This is a genomic window from Mycobacterium sp. 852002-40037_SCH5390672 (assembly GCF_001665875.1).
GTDB lineage: Bacteria > Actinomycetota > Actinomycetes > Mycobacteriales > Mycobacteriaceae > Mycobacterium.
The window spans coordinates 1-24,652 of record NZ_LZTA01000067.1; the positions used below are offsets into that span (position 1 = coordinate 1).

The following is a 24,652-nucleotide window of genomic DNA, read 5'->3' on the forward strand; positions in this document are numbered from 1 at the left end:
TTTTTGACGCGGTTTGCTCGCAGTGTGACCCTGGTGCATCGGCGTGCGGAGTTTCGGGCGTCGCGGATCATGCTGGACCGCGCCCAGGCCAACGAGAAGATCACTTTTGTGACCGATAAGGCGGTTGAGGCGGTCGAGGGTGAGGCGACGGTGACGGGTTTGCGGTTGCGTGACACCCGCAGCGGTGAGGTGTCGACGTTGGCGGTCAGCGGGGTGTTTGTGGCCATTGGGCATGATCCGCGCTCGGATTTGGTGCGCGATGTGCTGGACACCGATCCCGAGGGTTATGTGCTGGTGCAGGGCCGCACCACGGCCACCTCGATTGAGGGGGTGTTCGCCGCCGGGGACCTGGTGGATCGTACCTACCGCCAAGCCGTCACCGCCGCGGGCAGCGGCTGCGCGGCGGCCATCGACGCCGAACGCTGGCTCGCCGACCACGAAGAAACCAGCGCCGCCGCGCAAGGCGATGCCACCGAATTTCCTGGCAGTACCGACACATTGATTGGAGCACCACAATGACCGATGCCGAAAAGGCCGGGGCCACAATAGAAGTCTCTGACGCGTCGTTCTCTACCGACGTGTTGTCCAGCAATAAGCCTGTGCTGGTGGACTTTTGGGCAACGTGGTGCGGCCCCTGCAAGATGGTGGCGCCGGTCCTCGAGGAGATCGCCAGCGAGCGGGGCGAACAGCTCACCGTCGCCAAGCTCGACGTGGACGCCAACCCCGAAACAGCGCAGAACTTCCAGGTGGTCTCCATTCCCACCCTGATTCTGTTCAAAGACGGGCAGCCGGTGAAGCGGATCGTCGGCGCGAAGGGCAAGGCGGCATTGCTGCGTGAGCTCTCGGACGCGGTTCCCAACCTCGGCTGATCTTCATTTGATTCGTCGCACCACGCCCCGCGCATAGCCTGGGGTTTTCCCGAATTTACGAAGCGTCTGCGACAATACGGTTAGCTGTTGCCCATTTCTGAGCTTGTCAGTTAGTCCCGGAGGGCCCCCTGCATGTCGAGTCCGCGCCGCGAATACGGCGACGCGCCGCGCTGTGGTGACCGCAGCGCCGCTGTGACCGAGATCCGGGCGACGCTGGCCTCCCTAGGCCTGCTGGACGGCTCCGAGGAAGATCTCAACACCGGCCGGCCCGTGGCCCTCGAACTCTTCGATGCCGAGCTTGACCAAGCGGTTCGCGCCTTCCAACAGCATCGCGGTCTGCTGGTGGACGGCATCGTCGGTGAGGCCACCTACCGTGCGCTCAAGGAGGCGTCGTACCGGCTGGGCGCACGCACGCTGTATCACCAATTCGGCGCCCCGCTGTTCGGCGACGACGTGGCCACGCTGCAGGCGCGGCTGCAGGATCTGGGTTTCTACACCGGCCTGGTCGACGGATACTTCGGGCTGCAGACCCACAACGCGTTGATGTCGTATCAACGCGAGTACGGGCTTTCCGCCGACGGGATCTGCGGTCCGGAAACGTTGCGCTCCTTTCATTTCCTGAGTTCACGGGTCACCGGCGGATCTCCGCACGCACTCCGCGAAGAAGAGCTGGTTCGCTCATCCGGTCCCAAATTGTCGGGCAAGCGGATCATCATCGACCCGGGCCGCGGCGGCGCGGACCACGGCACGATCATGCAGGGCCCGTCGGGACCGGTCAGTGAAGCGGATGTGTTGTGGGACTTGGCCAGCCGGCTCGAAGGACGGATGGCCGCGATCGGCATGGAGACCTTCCTGTCGCGACCGGTCAACCGCAGCCCCCTCGATGCCGAACGAGCCGCCACCGCCAACAACGTCGGCGCCGACCTGATGATCAGCCTGCGCTGCGAAAGTCAGATCAACGCCGCTGCCAACGGCGTGGCTTCCTTTCACTTCGGAAACTCGCACGGTTCGGTCTCCACCATCGGGCGCAATCTCGCCGACTTCATCCAGCGAGAAGTGGTGGCCCGCACCGGTTTACGGGACTGCCGCACGCACGGCCGGACGTGGGATCTGCTGCGCCTGACCCGGATGCCGACGGTGCAGGTCGACGTCGGCTACATCACCAACCCGCGTGATCGCTCGATGCTGGTCTCCACCCAGACCCGTGACGCCATCGCCGAGGGGATCCTCGCCGCGGTCAAGCGGCTTTACCTGTTGGGCAAGAATGACCGGCCCACTGGCACTTTCACGTTCGCCGAGTTACTCGCCCACGAATTGTCGGTGGAGCGCACCAGCCAACTGGGCGGTTCCTAACCGCTTTCTCACCACCCACGGTGGTTTTCAACGTATTCAACCCATTCCCGGCCGTAGACCCGGCGCCGACCGGCTGCTCCAAGTGTGCGCTCTCCAACAGACGGTCCAGGGCCGCCTCCACTTCGGCCTTCCACCCCAGACCCTTGTCGAGCTCGAGCCGCAGACGCGGGAAGTACGTATGTGGTGCCACCACAACGAAACCCGCGTCTTTGAGGAATTCTGCATCCATGACGCAGTGATCCACCGAGCAATCACCGACGGCTTCCAACACCGGCCGCACGTCGGGACCGACCAGGCGCGGATCCTGCAATTCCGACGCCACCGGTGTGCGGCCGAACGCCTCGAGCGCCCGCACACCGCGCCGCACCAGCTCGTCGATCACCCGGGCGATCAAGCCGTGCGGTAGCTCGTCGGCCGCCGGCCCGGGCTCTATGCCCATCGAGGTCAACAACACCGCGTCCGCGGACACGGGGCCGGTCGGGAATCGCTGTGCGCGCGGCACCGCCCGCGGCGGGGCGTAGAACACGTAGCCCAGGCACGGTGGCTCGGATTGGCTTCGCTCATCCGGGACCGCGGTCGCGACCTGACCGCATGAGCCCCACTCCAGCATCACCATCGACAGCCACGCTTCTTTTTCGAATTCGGGGTCGGCGAGGTGGTCTTGGTTACCGAGGGTCGCCGGATCGACTTCCCAGAAGACGCACCGGCGTGCGTGCTTGGGAAGCTGCTCGAATGCCTCGAGCCGTAACGGCGTGATTCGAGCGGACACTAGCCTCCTGGCTCCTGTGCGGTACTGCAGCCATCTGCACCGGCAACCCCTCCAGAATAGGAGAGGTGGTCGTGATCGGGCCAGCTTTGGCTTGGCCACCGGGGTCGGCACGGCCTAACGGACGGCACTATCCGGCCGTGGCGCGCCCATTGTCGAAAGTTGTTGATGCGCATGCCGTTTCATCGAACTGGAACGCCAGGGGTACACGGATGTCCCGCGAAAACCGCCGGAGTGTCACAGTGACGTAATTACAGGGTGTCCTAGTTCATGACTTTGGCGGGGACATTACGTCGACGATCCGCTGTAGATCGTCCACCGAACCGAACTCGACCACGATCTTGCCCTTGCGTTTGCCCAGGCTGACCGTCACCCGGGTGTCGAACGCGGTCGAGAGCTGATCAGCAACATCTTGCAGGCCCGGCATCTGGATCGGCTTGCGTCGCGGGGCCGTCGGCGTGACCGGACCGCTCCGGTTGGCCAACGTGACCGCCTCCTCGGTGGCCCGCACCGATAGCCCCTCGGCGACGATCCGGGTGGCCAGCTCCTCCTGTGCTTCCGCGCCGGCCTCCAGCGACAGCAGCGCCCGCGCGTGGCCGGCGGACAGCACTCCGGCGGCCACACGCCGCTGCACCGCGATCGGCAGCTTGAGCAACCGGATCATGTTGGTGATCAACGGCCGCGACCGGCCGATGCGCGCCGCAAGTTCATCGTGGGTGACGCCGAATTCGTCGAGCAGCTGTTGGTAGGCGGCCGCCTCTTCCAACGGGTTCAACTGCACCCGGTGAATGTTCTCCAACAGGGCGTCGCGCAGCAGATCGTCATCACCGGTCTCGCGCACGATGGCCGGGATGGTGGCCAGGCCGGCCTCTTGGGCCGCGCGCCAGCGCCGCTCCCCCATCACGATCTGGTAACGCGCACTGCTCGCCGAATCCTTGACCGCCCGCACCACGATCGGCTGCAGGAGGCCGAACTCGCGAATGGAGTGCACCAGCTCGGAGAGTGCTTCTTCGTCGAAGACCTGTCGAGGCTGACGCGGATTGCGCTCGATGTCGGCCGGCGGGATCTCGCGATAGACCGCGCCCATCGGCGACGCGTCCTGCGGCGGGGGTCCCCCGATCAAGACGTCGGCGGCGGCGTCGCCCATCCGTGGACCTAGCGTCGCCGGTCCGGAGTCACCCTCCGCGGGGCCGGTCGGAATAAGCGAAGCCAGGCCCCGGCCTAAGCCACCCTTCTTGCGTAATGGCTGCGTCATGGTCGTCCCTTCGCGGATGGTGGTCAATCGCGTTCGGCGAGTTCGCGGCTCGCATCGAGATAACTCATCGCCCCACGAGAACCGGGGTCGTAATCGATGATCGTCATGCTGTAGCCCGGCGCTTCGGAAACCTTGACGCTGCGCGGAATCACCGTGCGCAACACCTTGCTTCCGAAGTAGCGGCGTACTTCTTCTGCGACCTGGTCCGCGAGCTTGGTGCGGCCGTCGTACATGGTCAGCACCACGGTGGTCACCTCGAGCTTCGGGTTGAGGTGGGCCTTCACCATCTCGATGTTGCGCATCAATTGCGAGACGCCCTCGAGCGCGTAGTACTCGCACTGGATCGGGATCAAGACTTCCGGCGCGGCGACGAGCGCGTTGATGGTCAACAGCCCGAGCGATGGCGGACAGTCGATGAAGACGCAATCGAAGTCCAGGCTGTCGAGATCGGCCAGGGCGGTGCGTAACCGGTTCTCGCGCGCCACCATGCTGACCAATTCGATTTCGGCACCCGCCAGGTCGATCGTCGCCGGGATGCAGAAGAGGCGCTCGTTGTGCGGGCTCTGCCGTAGCGCGTCGTGCACGGCGACCTCGCCGAGCAGGACCTCATACGAGGAGGGTGTCCCCGATTGGCGGTCGGTGATACCCAGCGCCGTGCTCGCGTTGCCCTGGGGGTCCAAGTCGATGACGAGGACCTTGAGCCCCTGCAGCGCGAGGGCGGCCGCGAGGTTGACCGCCGTGGTTGTCTTGCCGACGCCGCCCTTCTGGTTCGCGACCGTGAAGACGCGCCGATGAGACGGGCGGCGTAGGGGCGGGTAGGTGGTGTGCAGCACCCGCATCGCGCGTTCGGCTGCCGCCCCGATCGGGGTGTCAAATTCGTCCGTTGTTTCACGTGAAACATTCGCCGCCGGCGCCGGCGCCGGCGCGGGCGCTACCGCTTCGCGAACGTCTTCCGGCGCGTGAGCCACCGGCCAATCTCCTGAAGAAGTCATCGGGTTCCGGCCTTCCCGGTCCGTGCCGGCTTGTGGTGTGGCGGGTTTCTGCGTCGCGCTGACACTACGGTTGCGGGTGGACGCAAATAGGTCGCGCCACATGTCACCACCCTGACATCAGCGGCGCCCGATGCTGCCATCACACGCCGGTACTGTTCAACTTCATCGAAAGCCCGCTCCCCCTTGATGGCGAGCATCCGTCCGTCGGGCCGCAGTAGTGGCAAACTCCACTTCGTCAGCTTGTCCAACGACGCAACCGCTCGCGACACCGCAGCATCCCTCTCCCCGAACCGGTTGCGCACCCCCGGCTCTTCCGCACGGCCACGGACCACCTCGACGGCTAACCCTAGTTCGTTGATGACCTCGTTGAGAAATTCGCTGCGCCGCAGCAGCGGTTCCAGTAAGACGATGTCGAGATCGGGCCGCGCGATCGCCAGCGGTATGCCCGGCAAGCCCGCCCCACTGCCGATGTCGATGATGCGCTCGCCCGCGTCGAGGAGTTCAGCGAGCGCCGCGCTATTGAGTACATGGCGGTCCCAAATGCGGTCCACCTCCCGCGGGCCTAGCAGCCCTCGCTTCACCCCAGCGGTGGCGAGAATCTCCGCATATCGGCGTGCGCTTCCCAGCCGCTCGGCAAAGACCGCGCCCGCGGAGTCCGGGGCGGCACCGGTCCCGGCGCCCTCCCCCGCCGGGCCCGCCGCGGGGTCGGCGGGGCCGACATGTTTCACGTGAAACATCCTCTAGTTGTAGCGTGCACTTTCAACCTTCGGAGGCCGGGCGGACGACAGGAACTACACGGCTGTAACTCTGCGGGGTCAGTCGTGCAGGACGACCACGCGGCGCGACGGCTCAACGCCCTCGCTTTCGCTGTGCACTCCGGAGACCGCGGCGACGGCGTCGTGAACGATCTTGCGTTCGAACGGCGTCATCGGGGCAAGCTCCTCCCGTTCGCCGGACTCCAGCACCCGGTGCGCGACCTTGTCGCCCAGTGCCGCCAGTTCCTCCCGGCGCCGCAGACGCCAGCTCGCGATGTCGAGCATCAACCGGCTTCGCACTCCCGTCTTCTGGTGCACCGCCAGCCGGGTGAGTTCCTGGAGCGCGTCGAGAACCTCGCCGCCACGGCCCACCAACTTGTTCAGGTCGTCGCTGCCATCGATGCTGACGATGGCGCGGCTGCCCTCGACGTCCAAGTCGATATCGCCGTCGAAGTCCAACAGGTCCAACAACTCTTCGAGGTAATCGCCGGCTATCTCGCCCTCGGCAACCAACCGATCCTCCAAGTCATCGATTTCCTCGGAGCCGGATTCCGCGGCATCCTCGACCGCCGATTGCGTGTCGAGATCTGTGTCAACGTCGCGCTCGGTGGTGTCGGCGTCTGTCATGTCTTCTCTCCCTCATTCCATGGGCCCCAGCCCAATTGGGGTCGCCCTGTGGGGGCGGCCCCGATAGCTATTCCGCCCGTATCAGCGTTTGCGTTTTTTCGGTCGCGCCCCGGGACGCGGCGTGCGGTTGCTCGGACCGTCGCCCGCCTCCGTCGCTGGGCCATCGGCCACATCGGAATCCGTGTTTACGGACCCGGACGCATCGGTGTCATCCTCGACCGTCGACGAACCGTTCCCGCCCGGGGATGCCGCCTTGGGATTCCGCTTCGGCTTGGCTCCCGGCGCCGGCGCATGCGCAGCCCGGCGTTCGATCGCTTCCTGCTTCTTGGCTTCGTCCTCTTTTTCGATCATCCCGAAGACGTAGTGCTGCTGCCCGAAGGTCCAGATGTTGTTGGCGAACCAGTACAGGATGATCGCGAGCGGAAGGAACGGCCCACCGACGACGACACCGAGCGGGAACACGTACAGCGCGAGTTTGTTCATCATCGCGGTCTGCGGGTTGGCCGCCGCCTCAGGGCTCTGCCGTGCCACCGACGCCCGGCTGTTGAAGTAGGTCGCGACGCCGGCCAGGATCATCACCGGCAGACCCACCGCGATCACGGCCGGCCGGCTGAAGAAGGTGAATGCGTCCAGCCCGGTGCGCTGCGTCATGAAGGCACCGATCGGTGCGCCGAACAAGTTGGCGTCCAGGAAGTGCCCGACGTCCGTGGGGGTGAAGACATAGTTTCCGGTGAGCCGGTTCTGGGCCACCGACAGGTGGGGCTGACCGAAGCCGCCGGTGGTCCGGTTGAACGAACGCAACACGTGATACAGACCGATGAACACCGGGATCTGCGCCAGCATCGGCAGGCAGCCCAGGATCGGGTTGAAGCCGTGCTCGCGTTGCAGCTTCTGCATCTCGAGCGCCATGCGCTGGCGATCCTTGCCGTACTTCTTCTGCAGCGCCTTGATCTGCGGCTGCAGCTCCTGCATCTGGCGCGTGGTGCGGATCTGCCGCACGAAGGGTTTGTAGAGCAGTGCCCGCAGGCTGAAGACCAAGAACATCACCGACAGCGCCCAGGCGAAGAAGTTCGAGGGCCCCAGCATGGAGGCGAACAACTTGTACCAAACCCACATGATCCACGACACCGGGTAGTAGACGAAGTCGAGACTGAAGAAATCAAACAAAAGATTCACTCTCCCCTCGCGCCGCTCGGTCAGCCCGGGCGTCGCTGGCATCTTGGCAATTCACGTGGCATCCGGTGCGGGCCGGGATCGGATCCCATCCACCTTCATGCCATGGTCCGCACTTGGCGAGTCTGGTCGCAGCCAACCAGCTCCCCCGAATCAGGCCGTACTCGTTGAGCGCATCGACCGCGTACTGGCTGCAGGTCGGAACGAAGCGACACGTCGCCGGACGGAGCGGCGACACCATATGCCGGTATAGCTGGATCAGGGAAATCAGTCCCCGCACGGCCATCCTTGCGGCCGTGCCGATGAATGCGCGAGGCCGCGTCGTCGCGTTCACGGCTTGCTTCCCGGCGCCGGCACGCGTCGTAAGCACCGGCGCAGTTCCTGCTCGAGTCGGGCCGAGGACGCCGTGCGGCTACCGGGTAGCGCGCGGATCACCAATCGATCGGATTGGCCGAGCTCGCCCAGCAGGGTGCGGGCTACGTGCCGCAGGCGGCGAGCGACCCTGTGACGTTCGACGGCGGATCCCACGGGCTTGCCCACAACCAATCCGACGCGCGGCGGGCGGGCTTCGTCGCGGTCGGGTCCCGGACGAAAGTGCACGACGACATCGGGCTGTGCCATGCGAATCCCGTGCTTCACCGTCGCGTCAAAGTCAATTGAGCGCGTCATGCGGTTGCGTGCGGGAAGCACCGCCGAAGGACCTGACTAGCGATCAGGCAGAGAGTGCGCGGCGACCCTTGCGGCGCCGACCGGACACGATCGCACGTCCGGCACGGGTGCGCATCCGCAAGCGGAAGCCATGCACGCGGGCTCGGCGCCGGTTATTCGGCTGGAAGGTCCGCTTGCCCTTGGCCACGACGTTCTCCTCGTTGTGTTGCCATCCGGCCGCTCAGACGTTTCGCATCGGGCTCGTCCGCGGTTCGACCGGAGGTGGTCTTGGTGCTGCTGGCCGGCGCGGTCCCCAGGTGGTTCGGGTCGCAGCCGTATCGCCGACTTTCGGGCGACTGTTTGAGGGTACTGACGAGGCTTCGCCTGGTCAAACCTGGCCTGCCGCAACGAAGCCGCGCGGTCGCGTCGAAAAGATCTTCTGTTTCGCTCACACTCGCCGTGGACGTCGCTACCATAACGACCCGAAGCAAGCCCCACGTACCCTAAACGACCCGATTGGAATGCAGCGGAACGGTTGGCAGCCGAACGGAAAACTGTTAGCTTCTGCGAAGTCGATTTAGACTGAAGCAGCGCTCGACAACGAAGCGAGGATGGTGGATCGACTAGCTGCCTAGACAACCTTCCGGGGTTTTCTTCCAGCGCGGAGATCGCGAGCCGTCGCCGGTAGGTTGTGGCTCGCCTACGATCATCCTGTCCACACCTGTGTATAACTATGTGGACAGTTGTTTCGACGCCAAGCGTTGTGTAACTCGGGTCGGGACGTTCGAGAACCAGGGAGATGCGTCGTTGACCGATGACCCCGGTTCCAGTTTCACGGCAGTGTGGAATGCGGTCGTCTCCGAGCTCAACGGGGAGCCCACCGCAGACGGCATACCCGCCAACCGCGTAACTCTGGTCACGCCGCTGACCCCTCAGCAAAGGGCGTGGCTGAATCTGGTTCGCCCGCTGACCATCGTCGAGGGATTTGCTCTGCTGTCGGTGCCGAGCAGTTTCGTGCAGAACGAGATCGAACGACACCTTCGAGCCCCCATCACCGATGCGCTCAGCCGCCGGCTTGGACAGCAGATCCAACTGGGCGTCCGCATCGCTCCCCCGCCCGACGATGTCGAGGACGCCCTCATTCCGCCGGCGGAACCGTTCCCCGGATCCGACCCGTCCTTCCCCGCCGGGGATGCGGCCGTCGACACCGAGGAAGCTTTCGAAAACAGCGAGACCGTCACCGACAACCAGCCGGGCTGGCCCAACTACTTCACCGAGCGGCCGCACACGATCGATCCGGCCGTCGCCGCCGGAACGAGCCTCAACCGCCGCTACACCTTCGACACTTTTGTCATCGGCGCCTCCAACCGGTTCGCACACGCCGCCGCCCTGGCCATCGCCGAAGCGCCGGCCCGTGCCTACAACCCGTTGTTCATCTGGGGCGAGTCCGGTCTCGGCAAGACTCACCTGTTGCATGCCGCCGGCAATTACGCGCAGCGGCTTTTTCCGGGGATGCGGGTCAAGTACGTGTCCACCGAGGAATTCACCAACGACTTCATCAACTCGCTCCGCGACGACCGCAAGGTCGCCTTCAAGCGCAGCTATCGAGACGTTGACGTGCTGCTGGTCGATGACATTCAGTTCATCGAGGGCAAGGAAGGTATCCAGGAAGAGTTCTTCCACACCTTCAACACGCTGCATAACGCCAACAAGCAGATCGTCATCTCATCGGATCGGCCGCCCAAGCAGCTGGCAACCCTGGAAGATCGCCTGAGAACGCGGTTCGAGTGGGGCTTGATCACCGATGTGCAGCCCCCGGAGTTGGAAACCCGCATCGCCATCTTGCGGAAGAAAGCTCAGATGGAGCGGCTGGCGGTCCCTGACGACGTGCTGGAACTCATCGCCAGCAGTATCGAACGCAATATTCGGGAGCTCGAAGGCGCCCTGATCCGGGTGACCGCGTTTGCGTCGCTGAACAAGACGCCCATCGACAAGGCGCTGGCCGAGATCGTGCTTCGCGATCTGATCGCCGATGCCAGCACCATGCAGATCAGTGCGGCCACCATCATGGCGGCCACCGCTGAATACTTCGACACCACCGTGGAAGAGCTCCGCGGGCCTGGAAAGACTCGGGCGCTGGCCCAGTCGCGCCAGATCGCCATGTATCTGTGCCGGGAGCTCACCGATCTCTCACTGCCCAAGATCGGGCAGGCATTCGGCCGCGACCACACCACCGTGATGTATGCGCAGCGCAAGATCTTGTCCGAGATGGCCGAGCGACGTGAGGTTTTTGATCACGTCAAAGAGCTCACCACTCGTATCCGCCAGCGCTCCAAGCGCTGAGTTCTTCGTTCCCTTGGGCTCCGGGCGCTGATTTTCAGGCTGGGATGCCCGCGTTTTGGGATTTTTTCGAGAAACTTCACGCGCGTCTGTCACACCCGCCACACCGTGGGCATGTGCGCAGGGCTGTGCACAACGCAATTAAACGCCGGTGTAGTAACAAGGCCTGCGTGCACAGTCGTCGTTCGTCCCCACCCGCCCAACACCTCACCCACAGGTGTTCACGCCACGATGCACAACCCGATCGCGGCGCTAGCTGCGCCGGGACGTTGCTGTCCCCAGAATGCACAGGCCTTAATACTGGTACTGAGATCTCTTCATCGGTTCTTCTTTGAAATACAGGCTTGGGGACACTCGGTGCACACTCGTCGTCTGAGCCTGCGTCAGGTCGGGTTGTCGGGCTTTGCGATTAGCTTTCAAGATGACGTCGAAAGATCTACGGTTGATCTTCGACCGCCGTTACGGCCGTCCTTGGCATCACATGTCATCGGCGTTCGTGGCGGGGCCCCGTGCTAGCGGGTGCAGGCTAGCCAATGGTTTCGAAAACGCTGAGTAGGTGAAGGGACGCTATGGACGCGGCGACGACAACGGCTGGCCTCAGCGACTTGAAATTTCGTTTGGTGCGGGAGTCTTTCGCCGACGCGGTGTCGTGGGTGGCGAAGAATCTGCCGTCCAGACCTGCGGTGCCGGTGCTCTCCGGTGTGCTGCTGTCCGGCACCGATGAGGGCCTGACGATCTCCGGATTCGATTACGAGGTTTCCGCCGAAGCACAGGTTGCAGCCGAGATAGCTTCTCCTGGAAGCGTTTTGGTGTCCGGCCGGTTGTTGTCCGACATCGTGCGGGCGCTGCCGAACAAGCCCATCGACTTCTACGTCGACGGTAACCGCGTGGCGCTGCACTGCGGAAACGCCAGGTTCTCGTTGCCGACGATGGCGGTTGAGGATTACCCGACGCTACCGGCGCTCCCGGATGAGACCGGGACGTTGCCCGCGGATCTGTTCGCCGAGGCGATCAGCCAGGTGGCCATCGCGGCCGGCCGTGACGACACGTTGCCGATGTTGACCGGAATCAGGGTTGAGATTTCGGGTGACACGGTGGTTTTGGCGGCCACCGACAGATTCCGCTTGGCAGTTCGCGAGCTGACCTGGTCGGCGGCCTCGCCGGACATCGACGCCGCCGTCCTGGTGCCGGCCAAGACACTGGCCGAAGCCGCCCGGACCGGTACCGACGGCTCCGACGTTCGGCTGTCATTGGGTGCGGGTTCGGGCGTCGGAAAAGACGGATTGCTCGGCATCAGTGGAAACGGCAAGCGCTCCACCACCCGTCTGCTGGATGCCGAATTCCCGAAGTTTCGTCAGTTGTTGCCGGCTGAGCACACGGCGGTCGCCACTATCAACGTGGCGGAGTTGACCGAGGCGATCAAGCTGGTGGCGTTGGTGGCCGACCGGGGCGCCCAGGTGCGGATGGAATTCAGCGAAGGGTCGCTGCGGCTGTCCGCCGGTGCCGATGACGTCGGCCGGGCCGAAGAAGACCTGGCCGTCGATTTTGTCGGCGAGCCGTTGACGATCGCCTTCAACCCGACGTATCTGACCGACGGATTGGGATCGGTCCACTCCGAGCGGGTGTCGTTCGGTTTCACGACTCCGGGCAAGCCGGCATTGCTGCGTCCGGCGATCAATGACGACAGCCATCCGACTGGCACGGGACCCTACAGCGCCCTACCGACCGATTACGTCTACTTGTTGATGCCTGTCCGGTTGCCTGGCTAGGTGTACGTCCGGCATTTGGGACTGCGCGACTTCCGGTCCTGGGCACACGCCGACCTGGAATTGCAGCCTGGTCGGACGGTCTTCATTGGAGCCAATGGGTTTGGGAAGACGAATCTCCTTGAGGCCCTGTGGTATTCGAGCACCTTGGGTTCACACCGAGTGGGAACGGATCTGCCGTTGATCCGCGCGGGTGCCGACCGCGCGGTGGTTTCCACAATCGTGGTCAACGAAGGCAGGGAGTGCGCGGTCGATCTGGAGATCGCCGCGGGCCGGGCGAACAAGGCGAGGCTGAATCGTTCACCGGTGCGCAGTACACGCGAGGTGATCGGCATCCTGCGTGCGGTGTTGTTTGCTCCTGAAGACTTGTCGTTGGTGCGGGGCGACCCGTCCGACCGGCGCCGGTATCTCGATGATTTGGCGACGGTGCGCCGCCCGGCGGTGGCCGCGGTGCGTGCCGACTACGAAAAGGTCCTGCGGCAGCGCACCGCGCTGTTGAAATCGCTGTCCGGGGCGCGCTACCGCGGCGACCCGAGCGCACTGGACACGCTCGACGTGTGGGACAGCCGCCTCGCCGAACACGGTGCCCAATTGATGTCCGCCCGTATCGATTTGGTGAATCAATTGACGCCGGAGGTCGAGAAGGCCTATCAGCTGTTGGCTCCCGGATCGCGTGCCGCGTCCATCAGCTATCGATCCAGCCTGGGCGCCGAGGCCGCGGCGGATATCGGTGGTGCCGACCGGGAGTTTCTGGAAGCCGCCTTGCTGGCCGCATTGTCGGCGCGCCGCGATGCCGAACTGGAACGCGGCATGTGCCTGGTCGGCCCGCATCGCGACGACCTGGAATTGTGGCTCGGGGACCAACCCGCGAAAGGCTTTGCCAGCCACGGGGAGTCGTGGTCGTTGGCGTTGTCGCTGCGGCTGGCCGCTTACGAATTACTGCGCGCCGAAGAGAGTGAACCTGTGTTGTTACTCGACGATGTCTTCGCCGAACTCGATGCCGCTCGGCGCCGTGCGCTGGCCACCGTCGCCGAATCGGCCGAACAGGTGTTGGTCACCGCGGCGGTGCTCGAGGACATTCCGGCGGGTTGGGAAGCTCGACACGTGTACGTGGACTTGCGCGACAGCGACTCGGGCAGGGTATCGGAGATGAACTCATGACCGGTACGGATGAGGGCCCGCAGCCCGGCGCACGTACGAACGCCCTCAGTGGGATCGATTTGGTCAGGCGCACCCTCGAAGAGGCCCGGGCCGCGGCCAGGGCCCAAGGGAAAGACGCCGGCCGCGGCCGCGCGGTAGCGCCCGCCCCGCGCCGGGTGGCGGGCCAGCGGCGACGATGGTCGGGACCTGGACCCGACGCTCGAGACCCCCAACCGCTGGGCAGTCTGGCGCGGGATCTGGCGAAAAAAAGGGGGTGGTCCGCGCAAGTCGCCGAGGGCACCGTGCTCGGTAACTGGGTGGCGGTGGTCGGCCACCAGATCGCCGACCACGCGGTGCCGACCGCCCTGAACGAGGGTGTGCTGAGCGTGGCCGCCGAATCGACGGCGTGGGCCACCCAGCTGCGGATGATCCAGTCGCAGTTATTGGCCAAGATCGCCGCCGCCGTCGGCAACGGAGTGGTGACGTCGTTGAAAATCACCGGCCCCACCGCGCCCTCCTGGCGTAAGGGGCCGCGTCATATCGCTGGAAGAGGACCGCGCGACACCTACGGTTAGGGAGTTGGATGGCATCTGCGGACCCCCAGACGGGGCTTTGTCCACAGGCCCCTGAAATCCGCCAGGACGACGCGGACCCCCTCGACGTACGTCGGGACGCGGCAAGAATAAAGAAATCGTGCGCACGGCGCGGTTAGCTGGGCAGAAACGCGGCCAGAAAATCGGTGCGGATGGCTGATCACGCTAGACTGGCGGGATGCGACTGTTGCGGTGAATGGAACCGCCCGCATGAAACCCCAAGGAGAGCATTCCGACCGTGGCTGCCCAGAAGAAGAAGGCGCAAAACGAATACGGCGCCTCAGCGATCACCGTGCTCGAAGGCCTGGAGGCCGTCCGCAAACGCCCCGGTATGTACATCGGGTCTACCGGTGAGCGTGGTCTGCACCACCTCATCTGGGAGGTGGTGGACAACTCGGTCGACGAGGCGATGGCCGGCTACGCCGACAAGGTCGACGTCCGCATTCTCGACGACGGCAGCGTCGAGGTCTCCGACAACGGCCGTGGCATCCCGGTCGCCATGCACTCCACCGGTGCCCCGACCGTCGACGTGGTGATGACGCAACTGCACGCCGGCGGCAAATTCGGCGGTGAGAACAGTGGCTACAACGTCAGTGGTGGTCTGCACGGCGTCGGTGTGTCGGTCGTCAACGCGCTGTCAAAGCGGCTCGAGGTGGACATCGCCCGTGACGGCCACGAGTGGTCGCAGTACTACGACCGTGCCGTGCCCGGAACCCTCAAACAGGGTGAGGCCACCAAGCGGACCGGAACCACGATCAGATTCTGGGCCGACTCCGACATCTTCGAGACCACCGACTACGACTTCGAGACCGTGGCGCGCCGGCTGCAGGAAATGGCGTTCCTCAACAAGGGTTTGACCATCAACCTCACCGACGAGCGGGTGACCAAAGAGGAGGTCGTCGACGAGGTTGTCAGCGACACCGCCGAAGCCCCCAAGTCCGCACAAGAGAAGGCCGCGGAATCCACTGCGCCACACAAGGTCAAGCACCGTACCTTCCACTACCCCGGCGGCCTCGTCGACTTCGTCAAGCACATCAACCGCACCAAGAGCCCGATTCAGCAGAGCATCATCGACTTCGACGGGAAGGGCCCCGGCCACGAGGTCGAAATCGCGATGCAATGGAACGGCGGCTACTCGGAATCGGTGCACACCTTCGCCAACACGATCAACACGCACGAGGGTGGTACCCACGAAGAGGGCTTCCGCAGTGCGTTGACGACGGTGGTCAACAAGTACGCCAAAGACAAGAAGCTGCTCAAAGAGAAGGACGCCAACCTCACCGGCGACGACATCCGCGAAGGGCTGGCCGCGGTGATCTCGGTCAAGGTCAGCGAACCGCAGTTCGAGGGCCAGACCAAGACAAAGCTGGGCAACACCGAAGTCAAGTCGTTCGTGCAGAAGGTCTGCAACGAACAACTGACTCACTGGTTCGAGGCCAACCCATCCGAAGCCAAGACCGTTGTCAATAAGGCGGTCTCGTCGGCGCAGGCCCGCATCGCCGCGCGCAAAGCACGAGAGTTGGTGCGCCGCAAGAGCGCTACCGACCTGGGCGGGCTGCCCGGCAAGCTGGCGGACTGCCGCTCCACCGATCCGCGCAAGTCGGAACTGTATGTGGTGGAGGGCGACTCGGCGGGCGGCTCGGCCAAGAGCGGCCGCGACTCGATGTTCCAGGCCATCCTGCCGCTGCGCGGCAAGATCATCAACGTCGAAAAGGCCCGCATCGACCGGGTTTTGAAGAACACCGAGGTGCAGGCGATCATCACAGCGCTGGGCACCGGCATTCACGACGAGTTCGACCTCACTAAGCTGCGCTATCACAAGATCGTGCTGATGGCCGACGCGGACGTTGACGGCCAGCACATCTCGACGCTGTTGTTGACGCTGCTGTTCCGGTTCATGCGACCGCTGATCGAAAACGGGCACGTGTTCTTGGCACAGCCGCCGCTGTACAAGCTGAAGTGGCAGCGCAGCGAGCCCGAATTCGCCTATTCCGACCGCGAGCGTGACGGCCTGCTCGAGGAAGGCAGGAAGGCCGGCCGCAAGATCAACGCCGAGGATGGCATCCAGCGCTACAAGGGTCTCGGCGAGATGGATGCCAAGGAGCTGTGGGAAACCACTATGGACCCCACCGTCCGCGTGCTGCGCCAGATCACTCTCGACGACGCCGCCGCGGCCGACGAGTTGTTCTCCATCCTGATGGGTGAGGACGTCGACGCCCGCCGCAGCTTCATCACCCGCAACGCGAAAGACGTGCGCTTCCTGGATGTTTAGCGATGTCTGGCGCCCATACACGTATCTTCCCCACTGAAATCTCACCGATGAGGAATAGATGACTGACACCACGCTGCCGCCCGGCGGCGATGCCGCAGATCGCATCGAACCGGTAGACATCCAGCAGGAGATGCAGCGCAGCTACATCGACTACGCGATGAGCGTCATCGTCGGCCGCGCGCTACCGGAGGTGCGCGACGGTCTCAAGCCGGTGCACCGCCGGGTGCTCTACGCGATGTTCGACTCGGGCTTCCGCCCGGACCGTGGCCACGCGAAGTCGGCGCGGTCGGTGGCCGAGACGATGGGTAACTACCACCCGCACGGCGACTCGTCGATCTACGACACCCTGGTTCGGATGGCCCAGCCCTGGTCGCTGCGCTACCCGTTGGTAGACGGGCAAGGAAACTTCGGCTCGCCCGGCAACGACCCGCCAGCGGCGATGAGATACACCGAGGCGCGGCTGACGCCGCTCGCGATGGAGATGCTGCGTGAAATCGACGAGGAGACAGTCGATTTCATCCCCAACTATGACGGCCGGGTGCAAGAGCCGACCGTGCTGCCCAGCCGGTTCCCCAACCTGCTGGCCAACGGCTCCGGCGGTATCGCGGTCGGAATGGCGACCAACATCCCACCGCACAACCTGCGCGAGTTGGCCGAGGCCGTCTACTGGTGCCTGGACAATCACGAGGCCGACGAAGAGGCCACGTTGGCCGCGGTCCGCGAGCGAGTCAAAGGCCCCGACTTCCCCACCCACGGTCTGATCGTCGGATCGCAAGGCATCCACGACGCGTACACCACGGGCCGCGGGTCGATCCGGATGCGCGGAGTCGTTGAGGTAGAAGAGGATTCACGCGGCCGCACCTCGCTGGTGATCACCGAGCTTCCATACCAGGTGAACCACGACAATTTCATCACCTCGATCGCCGAGCAGGTGCGCGACGGCAAGCTGGCCGGCATCTCCAATATCGAAGACCAGTCCAGCGACCGCGTCGGTTTGCGCATCGTGGTGGAGATCAAGCGCGACGCGGTGGCGAAGGTGGTGCTGAACAACCTCTACAAGCACACCCAGCTGCAGACCAGCTTCGGCGCGAACATGTTGTCGATCGTCGACGGGGTGCCGCGCACGCTGCGGCTCGACCAGATGATCCGCTACTACGTCGCGCATCAACTCGACGTCATCGTCCGGCGCACCACGTACCGGTTGCGTAAGGCCAACGAACGCGCGCACATCTTGCGCGGTCTGGTCAAAGCGCTGGACGCGCTCGACGAGGTCATCGCCTTGATCCGCGCGTCGGAGACCGTGGAGATCGCGCGGGCCGGCCTGATCGACCTGCTGGACATCGACGAAATCCAGGCCCAGGCAATCCTGGACATGCAGCTGCGGCGGCTGGCAGCCCTGGAGCGCCAGCGCATCGTCGACGACCTGGCCAAGATCGAAGCCGAGATCGCGGACCTGGAAGACATTTTGGCCAAGCCCGAGCGGCAACGCCGGATCGTGCACGACGAGCTCGCCGAAATCGTCGACAAGCATGGCGACGAGCGTCGTACCCGGATCATCGCGGCCGACGGTGACGTCAACGACGAGGACCTGATCGCCCGCGAGGACGTCGTCGTCACCATTACCGAGACGGGCTATGCCAAGCGCACCAAGACCGACCTGTACCGCAGTCAGAAACGCGGCGGCAAGGGCGTCCAAGGTGCCGGGCTGAAGCAGGATGACATCGTGCGGCACTTCTTCGTGTGCTCCACGCACGACTGGATCCTGTTCTTCACCACGCAGGGCCGCGTCTACCGCGCCAAGGCCTACGAACTGCCGGAGGCGTCGCGGACCGCTCGCGGTCAGCACGTTGCCAACCTGTTGGCGTTCCAACCCGAGGAACGCATCGCCCAGGTGATCCAGATCCGCAGCTACGAGGATGCCCCGTACCTGGTGTTGGCCACCCGCAACGGTCTGGTGAAGAAAACCAAGTTGACCGATTTCGACTCCAACCGTTCGGGCGGAATCGTGGCGATCAACCTGCGCGACAACGACGAGCTGGTCGGCGCGGTGCTCTGCTCCGCCCAGGAGGACCTGCTGCTGGTGTCGGCCAACGGCCAGTCCATCCGGTTCTCGGCGACCGACGAAGCACTGCGCCCCATGGGCCGCGCCACCTCCGGTGTGCAGGGCATGCGGTTCAACGCCGACGACTACCTGCTGTCGCTCAACGTCGTCCGCGAGGGCACCTACCTACTGGTGGCGACGTCGGGCGGATACGCCAAGCGCACCGCCATCGAGGAGTATCCGGTGCAGGGCCGCGGCGGCAAGGGAGTCCTAACGGTGATGTATGACCGCCGGCGTGGCAGGCTGGTCGGAGCGTTGATTGTCGATGACGACAGCGAGCTGTACGCAATCACCTCGGGAGGCGGCGTCATCCGCACCGCAGCGGGCCAGGTCCGCAAAGCGGGACGGCAGACCAAGGGCGTGCGCCTGATGAACTTGGGTGAAGAGAACACGCTGTTGGCCATCGCCCGCAACGCCGAGGAAAACGCGGACGAAGTCGTCGAGCAAATCGAGGGTGCCGCGGAGTCGGACGGCTAGTCGGCACCGAGCCACTAGACTCAGCCCGATGACGCTGCGGGCCGCGGCGCGGCCCGAGGAAGAATCGGACAAATAGACTCAGCGCGACCAGACATAATGCGACTGCCACCGCGTTTGCGGCCAGGGTAGAAGACCTAAGGAGTCGGGGTGACCTCACCGAACGAGCCGGGCGCCCCCAAAAAGGGGGACGGCCCCAATGGGGATGGTTCGGTCGAGCGTGCCGGTGCGCGCCGCGCGGTGCCGCCCGCACAGGGTGGCCGCACCCAAGAGGGCGGGGATGGACCACCGTGGGAGCGCGCCGGCGCCCGGTCCCAGCAGCCCGGGCCTCGGCAGAACGAGCCGTCCACCGAGAAGCGGCCACCGGGCCAGCCCAGCGGCGTTGAGGCACGGCTGAACCGCTTCATCTCCGGCACCGCGGCGCCAGGAGCCGGCGGCCCGGCGCATGCTAAAGAGCCCGAGCCCGCGCCCGCGCGCGGTGAGGCGTCGCCGACTGAGGCTTACGCCAGTGAATTACCGGATCTGTCCGGTCCGGTGCCGCGCGGCCCGCACCGCAAACCCGCCCAGGAGCGGCCCGCGGAGGCGCCGAGCTCGTCGGGAGCGGGCCGGCCGGCAAGCACCGAGAACCGGGAAAGCCGAGATAACCGCGACAACCGGGTGCAGGTCTCGCGTCGGACGCGGGGCCCGGTGCGCGCCAGCATGCAGATCCGCCGGATTGATCCGTGGAGCACGCTGAAGGTGTCACTGCTGCTCTCGGTGGCGTTGTTCTTCGTCTGGATGATCGCCGTCGCGTTCCTCTACCTGGTGCTCGGCGGCATGGGCGTGTGGTCGAAGTTGAACAGCAACGTGGGTGACTTGCTGAACAACACCAGCGGCAGCAGCGGCGAACTGGTGTCCAGCGGCACGATTTTCGGCGGCGCCGTCCTGATCGGCTTGGTCAACATCGTGCTGCTGACCGCGATGGCCACCATCGCGGCGTTCGTCTACAACCTGACCACCGATCTGATTGGCGGCGTCGAGGTCACGTTGGCGGATCGCGACTAGCGTGGATACTGCGCTTTTGGGAGTCGGGCGGCTATTGCGGTAATCTCGTCGCTCGGCCGTACGCGAGTACGGGCCTATAGCTCAGGCGGTTAGAGCGCTTCGCTGATAACGAAGAGGTCGGAGGTTCGAGTCCTCCTAGGCCCACAACCATGTGTCCGTCAAGACGTTGCGTAAGACTCGCACTGCCACTGGGACTGATCGCCGTATTGGCAGCGGTGGCGTGGTCACGACGTGGAGTCGAGGTCTGGCACGTGGCGGTGGATGACCAAGGTCAACCACTCAGTCACGACGAGGGGCCTTAGCTCAGTTGGTAGAGCACCGCCTTTGCAAGGCGGGTGTCAGGGGTTCGATTCCCCTAGGCTCCACAAGTCAATTCGACTCGTGCGCTCTGGTATACGACGAGCCGAGGAAGCGTTCCACCAAGGCGCGTTCAGCGGCAGGATCTTTGAGCGGCCAGCCCCACAGCGCCAGGAAGACGCGGATCAGCCACTGCCCCGCCAGCGGGTCGTCGTTGCCAGGCCCCAGCATCTCGGCGGCCAGGGCGGTCACCGTGGGTGAGCTGATGACCCAATCGCTGACCGGGGCCGCGTGGATCGACCGCATGAGCTGAGCGAGCGGATCGGAACGCAGGCTTTCCAAAGCCATAATCGTGGCGGTCACGACCCGCTCGGGGCCCCGGAGGTCCTTGATGGCTACCCGGGTGGCGTCGACGACGCGAGCCGCTTGAATACCGACGACGGCGTCGCGGATGGCCGCTTTGCCGCCGGCATGCCGGTAAATCGTCGCGGGCGAGCAGTGCACCCGGTCCGCCAAGGCCTCGATCGTGAATCCGTCGTATCCACGGCGCGCGATGAGGTCCGCCGCCGCGGTGTAGATCCGTTCGGCGGCTTCGCTGCCGCGATCGCGGCCCACCAACCAGTCGTCACCCGGCATCCACCCATGTTCCACCACATTGCACGATGCAGAAGTACTTCTCGCAGCGTGAGAAATCAGGGGCAGAAATTATCAGGCGAATCGGCTGCTGGTGACGGGTGTGCGCGACCGTCCGTCGTCGACTCCGCCCGCCACGGTTCCTCAACTTCTCGGAATCCCGTTGACGCTGCGGCGAGCTGCATCGAGCCTGAACGCATGACGGTCTTGGATAGTGCGGTCCGGTTCTTCAGCGGCGAGGCGATCCGGGACCCCTACCCGCTGTACGACCGCATGCGCGCCGAGGCGCCGGTGCACCGCATCGGCGATTCGGTGTTCTACGCGGTATGCGGTTGGGATGCGGTGCATGAGGCCGTCGATCGGGTCGGAGATTTTTCGTCGAACCTCACGGCGACCATGGTTTTTCACGAAGACGGCACCGTTACCCCGTTCGACATGGGCCCGCCGGGGACACCGATGCATGCATTGGCCACGGCGGACGATCCGATTCATGCGATGCATCGAAAGATCCTGCTGCCACACCTGTCGGCCAAGCGAATTCGGGTCATCGAAGAGTTCGCCGCTCAGACCGCGGACCGTCTCTGGGAGGAGAATCTGCGCGATGGTCAGATCGAATGGATGAGCGCGATCGCCAACCGCTTGCCGATGATGGTGGTCTGCAAGCTGCTGGGTCTGCCCGATGATGATGTCGACAAACTCATCCGGCTCGGCTACGCCACCACCGCGTTGCTCGACGGGATTGTCGCTGCCGAACAGCTCGAACTGGCCGGACTGGCCGCGATGGAACTGGGCGGCTATGTGCTGGAGCATTTCGAAAAGGCAAGCGATAAGCCAGAATCGGCGCTGATATCCGACCTGGCTGCACGCTGCGCGTCGGGTGAAATTGAGCAGCTGCCGGCGCTGGGCATCATGCTGACCCTCTTCAGTGCCGCCGGAGAATCGACAGCGTCGTTGCTGGGCAGCGCCGGGTGGATTCTCGCCGATCGCCCCGCGATCCAGCTGGCGCTTCGCGAGAAGCCGGAATTGCTAGGCGCTTTCATCGAAGAGACGCTTCGCTTCGAGGCGCCGTTTCGCGGTCATTACCGCCACGTCTGGCACGACACCACGCTGGGTGGGGTCGACGTGCCGGCCAACTCACATCTGCTGCTGATGTGGGGAGCCGCCAACCGCGATCCGGCGCACTTCGACGCCCCGAACGAATTCCGGCTCAGCCGTGCCGCCGGTAAAAGTCACGTGAGTTTTGGCAAGGGCGTCCATTTCTGCGTAGGGGCAGCACTGGCCCGGTTGGAAGCCCACGTCGTGTTGCGCATGCTGCTCGAGCGCACGAGGTGGATCGACGCAGCCGAGGTCGGAGAATGGTTGCCGAGCATTCTGGTTCGGCGACGCGAACGATTGCGGCTAGCTGCGCGCTGAGCCTATGGGCGCGGTTGCACGTCGACACTGGGAGGCCGCGACTGCGGCTCCTGCGGCTTGGCGCGCACCGAGCGCCGGACGATGCTGAACGCGGCGGCGCCCCCGGCGAGGACCGCGACGGCGACTCCGACAAAAACCAGCGGGCGCTTGCTGCGACGCTGCGCGCGACGCGCGTCCTGCAGCGCTTGGGGAAGGCTCGTCACCACTTCCTGGGCGGCGGCAAGCTCCTGGGCCAGGATTTCTTGGGCCGCGGCGAAGTCTCGGGCCAGGCGCCCCTCCTGATACCGGCGGCGCAGCTGCGACGCGGTCGCCTGCACCGAATCCACACTCAGACCGGCGACTCCCCGGGCGACGTCCACCGGGCCCTGGGCCGAATAGGTCAGGCCGCGGGCCAATCGCTGCCGTGGGCTCAGCCGGGAATCCGCCTTTGCGCGCATCTGTCGCCTTTCTGTCCCGCTGATAGAGCCTGCCGTGAAGGCGGCCCAGGAAGAGTCCGATATGTGAACAGACTGCCAGCATAGGGACGTCGCCGTCCGCCCTGCGCCCTTCGGCGCGTTTTCGGCAGTGGTTCGCCGTGGGTGACACCGCGTGCGGCAACGCCCGCCGGTAGTGGCAGACTCTGATGCCGTGACCAACAGCCCCTTTCAGACTGCTACCGCCACGCTCCACACCAACCGCGGCGACATCAAGGTCGCCCTATTCGGAAATCACGCGCCCAAGACTGTCGCCAACTTCGTCGGTCTGGCGCAGGGCACCAAGGAGTACTCGACGCAGAACGCATCGGGAGGCTCCTCTGGCCCCTTCTATGACGGCGCGGTCTTTCACCGGGTGATCCGGGGCTTCATGATCCAGGGTGGCGACCCGACCGGAACCGGTCGCGGCGGCCCGGGCTACAAGTTCGCCGACGAGTTTCACCCCGAACTGCAATTCGACAAGCCCTACCTGCTGGCGATGGCGAACGCGGGCCCGGGTACCAACGGCTCGCAGTTCTTCATCACGGTCGGCCAAACCCCGCACCTGAATCGGCGCCACACGATCTTCGGCGAAGTGACCGACCCCGAGTCGCAGAAGGTCGTGGACGCGATCGCCACGACGGGTACCGACGGCAACGACCGTCCCACCGAGGCCGTGGTCATCGAGTCGATCACCATCTCCTGAGGCCGGCAGCAAGCCGCGGGCGGCTCAACGCTGCGCACGGCCCGCGTAGCCGGCTTCGGTGAGCGCGTCGAGCACCTCTAGCGGGTCCGTCCCGAGGTCCCAGCGGGAGAACAGCACCAGGTCGCCGTCGGCCGTCTCGACCTCGAGTAACCGCACTTTGCGTCCGTAGCGGCGGTACTCGATGATGCGGATGATCTTGATGTCGGAATGCTGCAATACCTGCGTCCGAAACCACCCGCGGAGCGTCAGGCCAGCTGGCGTGATTGCCAGCTTGGGACGGGCGTGCCACGACATGCCGGCAAACACGATGAGACCCGCCGCGGCAACGCCCGCCAAAATGCGCCCCGGCGGATCTGTGACCACGGTCACAGCAGCGATAGCCATCAGAACGCCCGCGGCTCCGCAACCAGCGATTCCCGCCGTGTGCGGCTCCCATTGTGTTTGCTGCATGCGCTCCTTAGCCCCTCCCACCACGGCCTATGCAGTTATCCACATCAGCTATCAACAGTGGGGATAAATCACACGCGTGTGATTGGGTCGTCGGAAAGTTGCTGACGCAGTGATAAATCAGCCCGAAAATGAATTCATTACGCCGACCGTCCTGCTCAGTGCCAGCGCATCGTGAGCAACAAACCGGTGATCATGAAAGCGAACGCGATGGCGTAGTTCCACGGGCCTAATTGCGCCATCCAGTTGAGGGCGGTCGGCGCCTGGCTTCCCACGGCGGCCAACTGAAAAACCATCAGCCAGACGAGGCCGATCAGCATGAGACCGATGAACAGCGCGACGAACCACACGCTCGACGGCCCGACCTTGACTTTCACCGGGGTGCGGCTGACCGTGCCGACGGTGAAATCGTTCTTCTTGCGGACCTTGGACTTGGGCATTCTTACCTCGCGGATTACCTCAACGACACGGTGAGCGGGACGGGGTGCAACGATAAACACCGCAGTTGCACCCATAGCTTGGCTACGAGACTAACT

The 24,652-nt window shown here is 64.7% G+C and carries 24 protein-coding genes, 2 tRNA genes and 1 pseudogene; 14 read left to right on the forward strand and 13 right to left on the reverse strand.

Features of this window, described 5'->3' with window-relative positions:
• The 3 genes from A5782_RS10300 to A5782_RS10310 all read left to right on the forward strand — a co-directional run.
• Nucleotides 1-519, forward strand: a 519-nt coding sequence (locus tag A5782_RS10300) for an NAD(P)/FAD-dependent oxidoreductase (protein ID WP_197694189.1), incomplete at its 5' end; no start/stop codon positions are given.
• A complete protein-coding gene (gene trxA / locus A5782_RS10305) occupies nt 516-869 on the forward strand; it encodes a thioredoxin (protein ID WP_067098986.1) in 354 nt (117 codons plus the stop codon). The genes A5782_RS10300 and trxA, both read left to right, overlap by 4 nt.
• Nucleotides 870-1,001: 132 nt before the next feature.
• Nucleotides 1,002-2,222, forward strand: a complete 1,221-nt coding sequence (locus tag A5782_RS10310; RefSeq protein WP_067098991.1) for an N-acetylmuramoyl-L-alanine amidase — start codon at nt 1,002-1,004, stop codon at nt 2,220-2,222.
• A 43-nt stretch (nt 2,223-2,265) separates the two neighbouring features.
• On the opposite strand, the pseudogene A5782_RS25370 reads toward A5782_RS10310, so the two are convergent.
• The 9 genes and pseudogenes from A5782_RS25370 to rpmH all read right to left on the reverse strand — a co-directional run.
• Nucleotides 2,266-2,991 (reverse strand): annotated as a pseudogene (locus A5782_RS25370) (acetyltransferase); the annotation flags it as partial.
• A 265-nt stretch (nt 2,992-3,256) separates the two neighbouring features.
• Nucleotides 3,257-4,243, reverse strand: a complete 987-nt coding sequence (locus A5782_RS10320) for a ParB/RepB/Spo0J family partition protein (protein WP_067099177.1) — start codon at nt 4,241-4,243, stop codon at nt 3,257-3,259.
• A gap of 23 nt (nt 4,244-4,266) precedes the next feature.
• Complete coding sequence (locus tag A5782_RS10325) at nt 4,267-5,235, reverse strand: ParA family protein (RefSeq protein WP_082942869.1); 969 nt, start codon at nt 5,233-5,235, stop codon at nt 4,267-4,269.
• Nucleotides 5,232-5,972: a 16S rRNA (guanine(527)-N(7))-methyltransferase RsmG gene (rsmG, locus tag A5782_RS10330; RefSeq protein WP_067098998.1), complete on the reverse strand. Its 741-nt coding sequence runs from the start codon at nt 5,970-5,972 to the stop codon at nt 5,232-5,234. Before rsmG ends, A5782_RS10325 begins: the two co-directional genes overlap by 4 nt.
• 78 nt (nt 5,973-6,050) lie before the next feature.
• Nucleotides 6,051-6,617, reverse strand: a complete 567-nt coding sequence (locus tag A5782_RS10335) for a R3H domain-containing nucleic acid-binding protein (RefSeq protein ID WP_067099003.1) — start codon at nt 6,615-6,617, stop codon at nt 6,051-6,053.
• An 81-nt stretch (nt 6,618-6,698) separates the two neighbouring features.
• On the reverse strand, nt 6,699-7,793 hold the full coding sequence (yidC, locus tag A5782_RS10340) for a membrane protein insertase YidC (RefSeq protein ID WP_067099006.1): 1,095 nt from the start codon (nt 7,791-7,793) through the stop codon (nt 6,699-6,701).
• Nucleotides 7,777-8,076, reverse strand: a complete 300-nt coding sequence (yidD, locus tag A5782_RS25375; protein ID WP_082942870.1) for a membrane protein insertion efficiency factor YidD — start codon at nt 8,074-8,076, stop codon at nt 7,777-7,779. The genes yidC and yidD overlap by 17 nt, the downstream gene beginning before the upstream one ends.
• A gap of 44 nt (nt 8,077-8,120) precedes the next feature.
• On the reverse strand, nt 8,121-8,480 hold the full coding sequence (rnpA, locus tag A5782_RS25380; protein ID WP_082942871.1) for a ribonuclease P protein component: 360 nt from the start codon (nt 8,478-8,480) through the stop codon (nt 8,121-8,123).
• A 22-nt stretch (nt 8,481-8,502) separates the two neighbouring features.
• A complete protein-coding gene (rpmH, locus tag A5782_RS25385; protein WP_003874369.1) occupies nt 8,503-8,646 on the reverse strand; it encodes a 50S ribosomal protein L34 in 144 nt (47 codons plus the stop codon).
• Between the two features lie 599 nt (nt 8,647-9,245).
• Here rpmH and dnaA point away from each other — a divergent pair.
• The 9 genes from dnaA to A5782_RS10390 all read left to right on the forward strand — a co-directional run bounded on the left by dnaA (nt 9,246) and on the right by A5782_RS10390 (nt 20,533).
• A complete protein-coding gene (gene dnaA, locus A5782_RS10350) occupies nt 9,246-10,781 on the forward strand; it encodes a chromosomal replication initiator protein DnaA (RefSeq protein ID WP_067099182.1) in 1,536 nt (511 codons plus the stop codon).
• Between the two features lie 566 nt (nt 10,782-11,347).
• The gene (dnaN, locus tag A5782_RS10355; protein WP_067099012.1) at nt 11,348-12,547 is read left to right on the forward strand and encodes a DNA polymerase III subunit beta; all 1,200 of its coding nucleotides are present in this window, start codon (nt 11,348-11,350) and stop codon (nt 12,545-12,547) included.
• The gene (gene recF, locus A5782_RS10360) at nt 12,548-13,705 is read left to right on the forward strand and encodes a DNA replication/repair protein RecF (RefSeq protein ID WP_067099015.1); all 1,158 of its coding nucleotides are present in this window, start codon (nt 12,548-12,550) and stop codon (nt 13,703-13,705) included.
• The gene (locus tag A5782_RS10365; protein ID WP_067099018.1) at nt 13,702-14,259 is read left to right on the forward strand and encodes a DUF721 family protein; all 558 of its coding nucleotides are present in this window, start codon (nt 13,702-13,704) and stop codon (nt 14,257-14,259) included. Before recF ends, A5782_RS10365 begins: the two co-directional genes overlap by 4 nt.
• Before the next feature lie 256 nt (nt 14,260-14,515).
• Nucleotides 14,516-16,549: a DNA topoisomerase (ATP-hydrolyzing) subunit B gene (gene gyrB / locus A5782_RS10370; RefSeq protein ID WP_067099021.1), complete on the forward strand. Its 2,034-nt coding sequence runs from the start codon at nt 14,516-14,518 to the stop codon at nt 16,547-16,549.
• A gap of 58 nt (nt 16,550-16,607) precedes the next feature.
• The gene (gene gyrA / locus A5782_RS10375; protein WP_067099024.1) at nt 16,608-19,127 is read left to right on the forward strand and encodes a DNA gyrase subunit A; all 2,520 of its coding nucleotides are present in this window, start codon (nt 16,608-16,610) and stop codon (nt 19,125-19,127) included.
• Nucleotides 19,128-19,274: 147 nt separating this feature from the next.
• Entirely contained in the window at nt 19,275-20,168 is an 894-nt protein-coding gene (locus tag A5782_RS10380) for a DUF3566 domain-containing protein (RefSeq protein ID WP_067099027.1), read from the forward strand.
• A gap of 70 nt (nt 20,169-20,238) precedes the next feature.
• Nucleotides 20,239-20,312 (forward strand) — tRNA-Ile (locus A5782_RS10385).
• A 148-nt stretch (nt 20,313-20,460) separates the two neighbouring features.
• Nucleotides 20,461-20,533 (forward strand) — tRNA-Ala (locus A5782_RS10390).
• Between the two features lie 4 nt (nt 20,534-20,537).
• Here the strand turns inward: A5782_RS10390 and A5782_RS10395 are convergent.
• Complete coding sequence (locus A5782_RS10395) at nt 20,538-21,101, reverse strand: TetR/AcrR family transcriptional regulator (RefSeq protein WP_067099030.1); 564 nt, start codon at nt 21,099-21,101, stop codon at nt 20,538-20,540.
• 195 nt (nt 21,102-21,296) lie between these two features.
• Between A5782_RS10395 and A5782_RS10400 the strand changes: the two genes are divergently transcribed.
• Nucleotides 21,297-22,511, forward strand: a complete 1,215-nt coding sequence (locus A5782_RS10400; protein WP_067099034.1) for a cytochrome P450 — start codon at nt 21,297-21,299, stop codon at nt 22,509-22,511.
• 2 nt (nt 22,512-22,513) lie between these two features.
• Here A5782_RS10400 and cwsA read toward each other — a convergent pair whose 3' ends face one another.
• Nucleotides 22,514-22,948 carry a cell wall synthesis protein CwsA gene (gene cwsA / locus A5782_RS10405; RefSeq protein ID WP_067099038.1) on the reverse strand — a complete coding sequence of 145 codons (435 nt, stop codon included), beginning with the start codon at nt 22,946-22,948 and terminating at the stop codon, nt 22,514-22,516.
• Nucleotides 22,949-23,120: 172 nt separating this feature from the next.
• On the opposite strand from cwsA, the gene A5782_RS10410 reads away from it, so the two are divergent.
• Nucleotides 23,121-23,669: a peptidylprolyl isomerase gene (locus A5782_RS10410; RefSeq protein WP_067099041.1), complete on the forward strand. Its 549-nt coding sequence runs from the start codon at nt 23,121-23,123 to the stop codon at nt 23,667-23,669.
• 24 nt (nt 23,670-23,693) lie between these two features.
• Here the strand turns inward: A5782_RS10410 and A5782_RS10415 are convergent, their stop codons facing one another.
• Together A5782_RS10415 and crgA are read right to left on the reverse strand one after the other, a co-directional pair.
• Complete coding sequence (locus A5782_RS10415; protein WP_067099184.1) at nt 23,694-24,119, reverse strand: PH domain-containing protein; 426 nt, start codon at nt 24,117-24,119, stop codon at nt 23,694-23,696.
• A 155-nt stretch (nt 24,120-24,274) separates the two neighbouring features.
• Nucleotides 24,275-24,556 carry a cell division protein CrgA gene (crgA, locus tag A5782_RS10420; protein ID WP_067099044.1) on the reverse strand — a complete coding sequence of 94 codons (282 nt, stop codon included), beginning with the start codon at nt 24,554-24,556 and terminating at the stop codon, nt 24,275-24,277.
• Between the last annotated feature and the right edge of the window lie 96 nt (nt 24,557-24,652).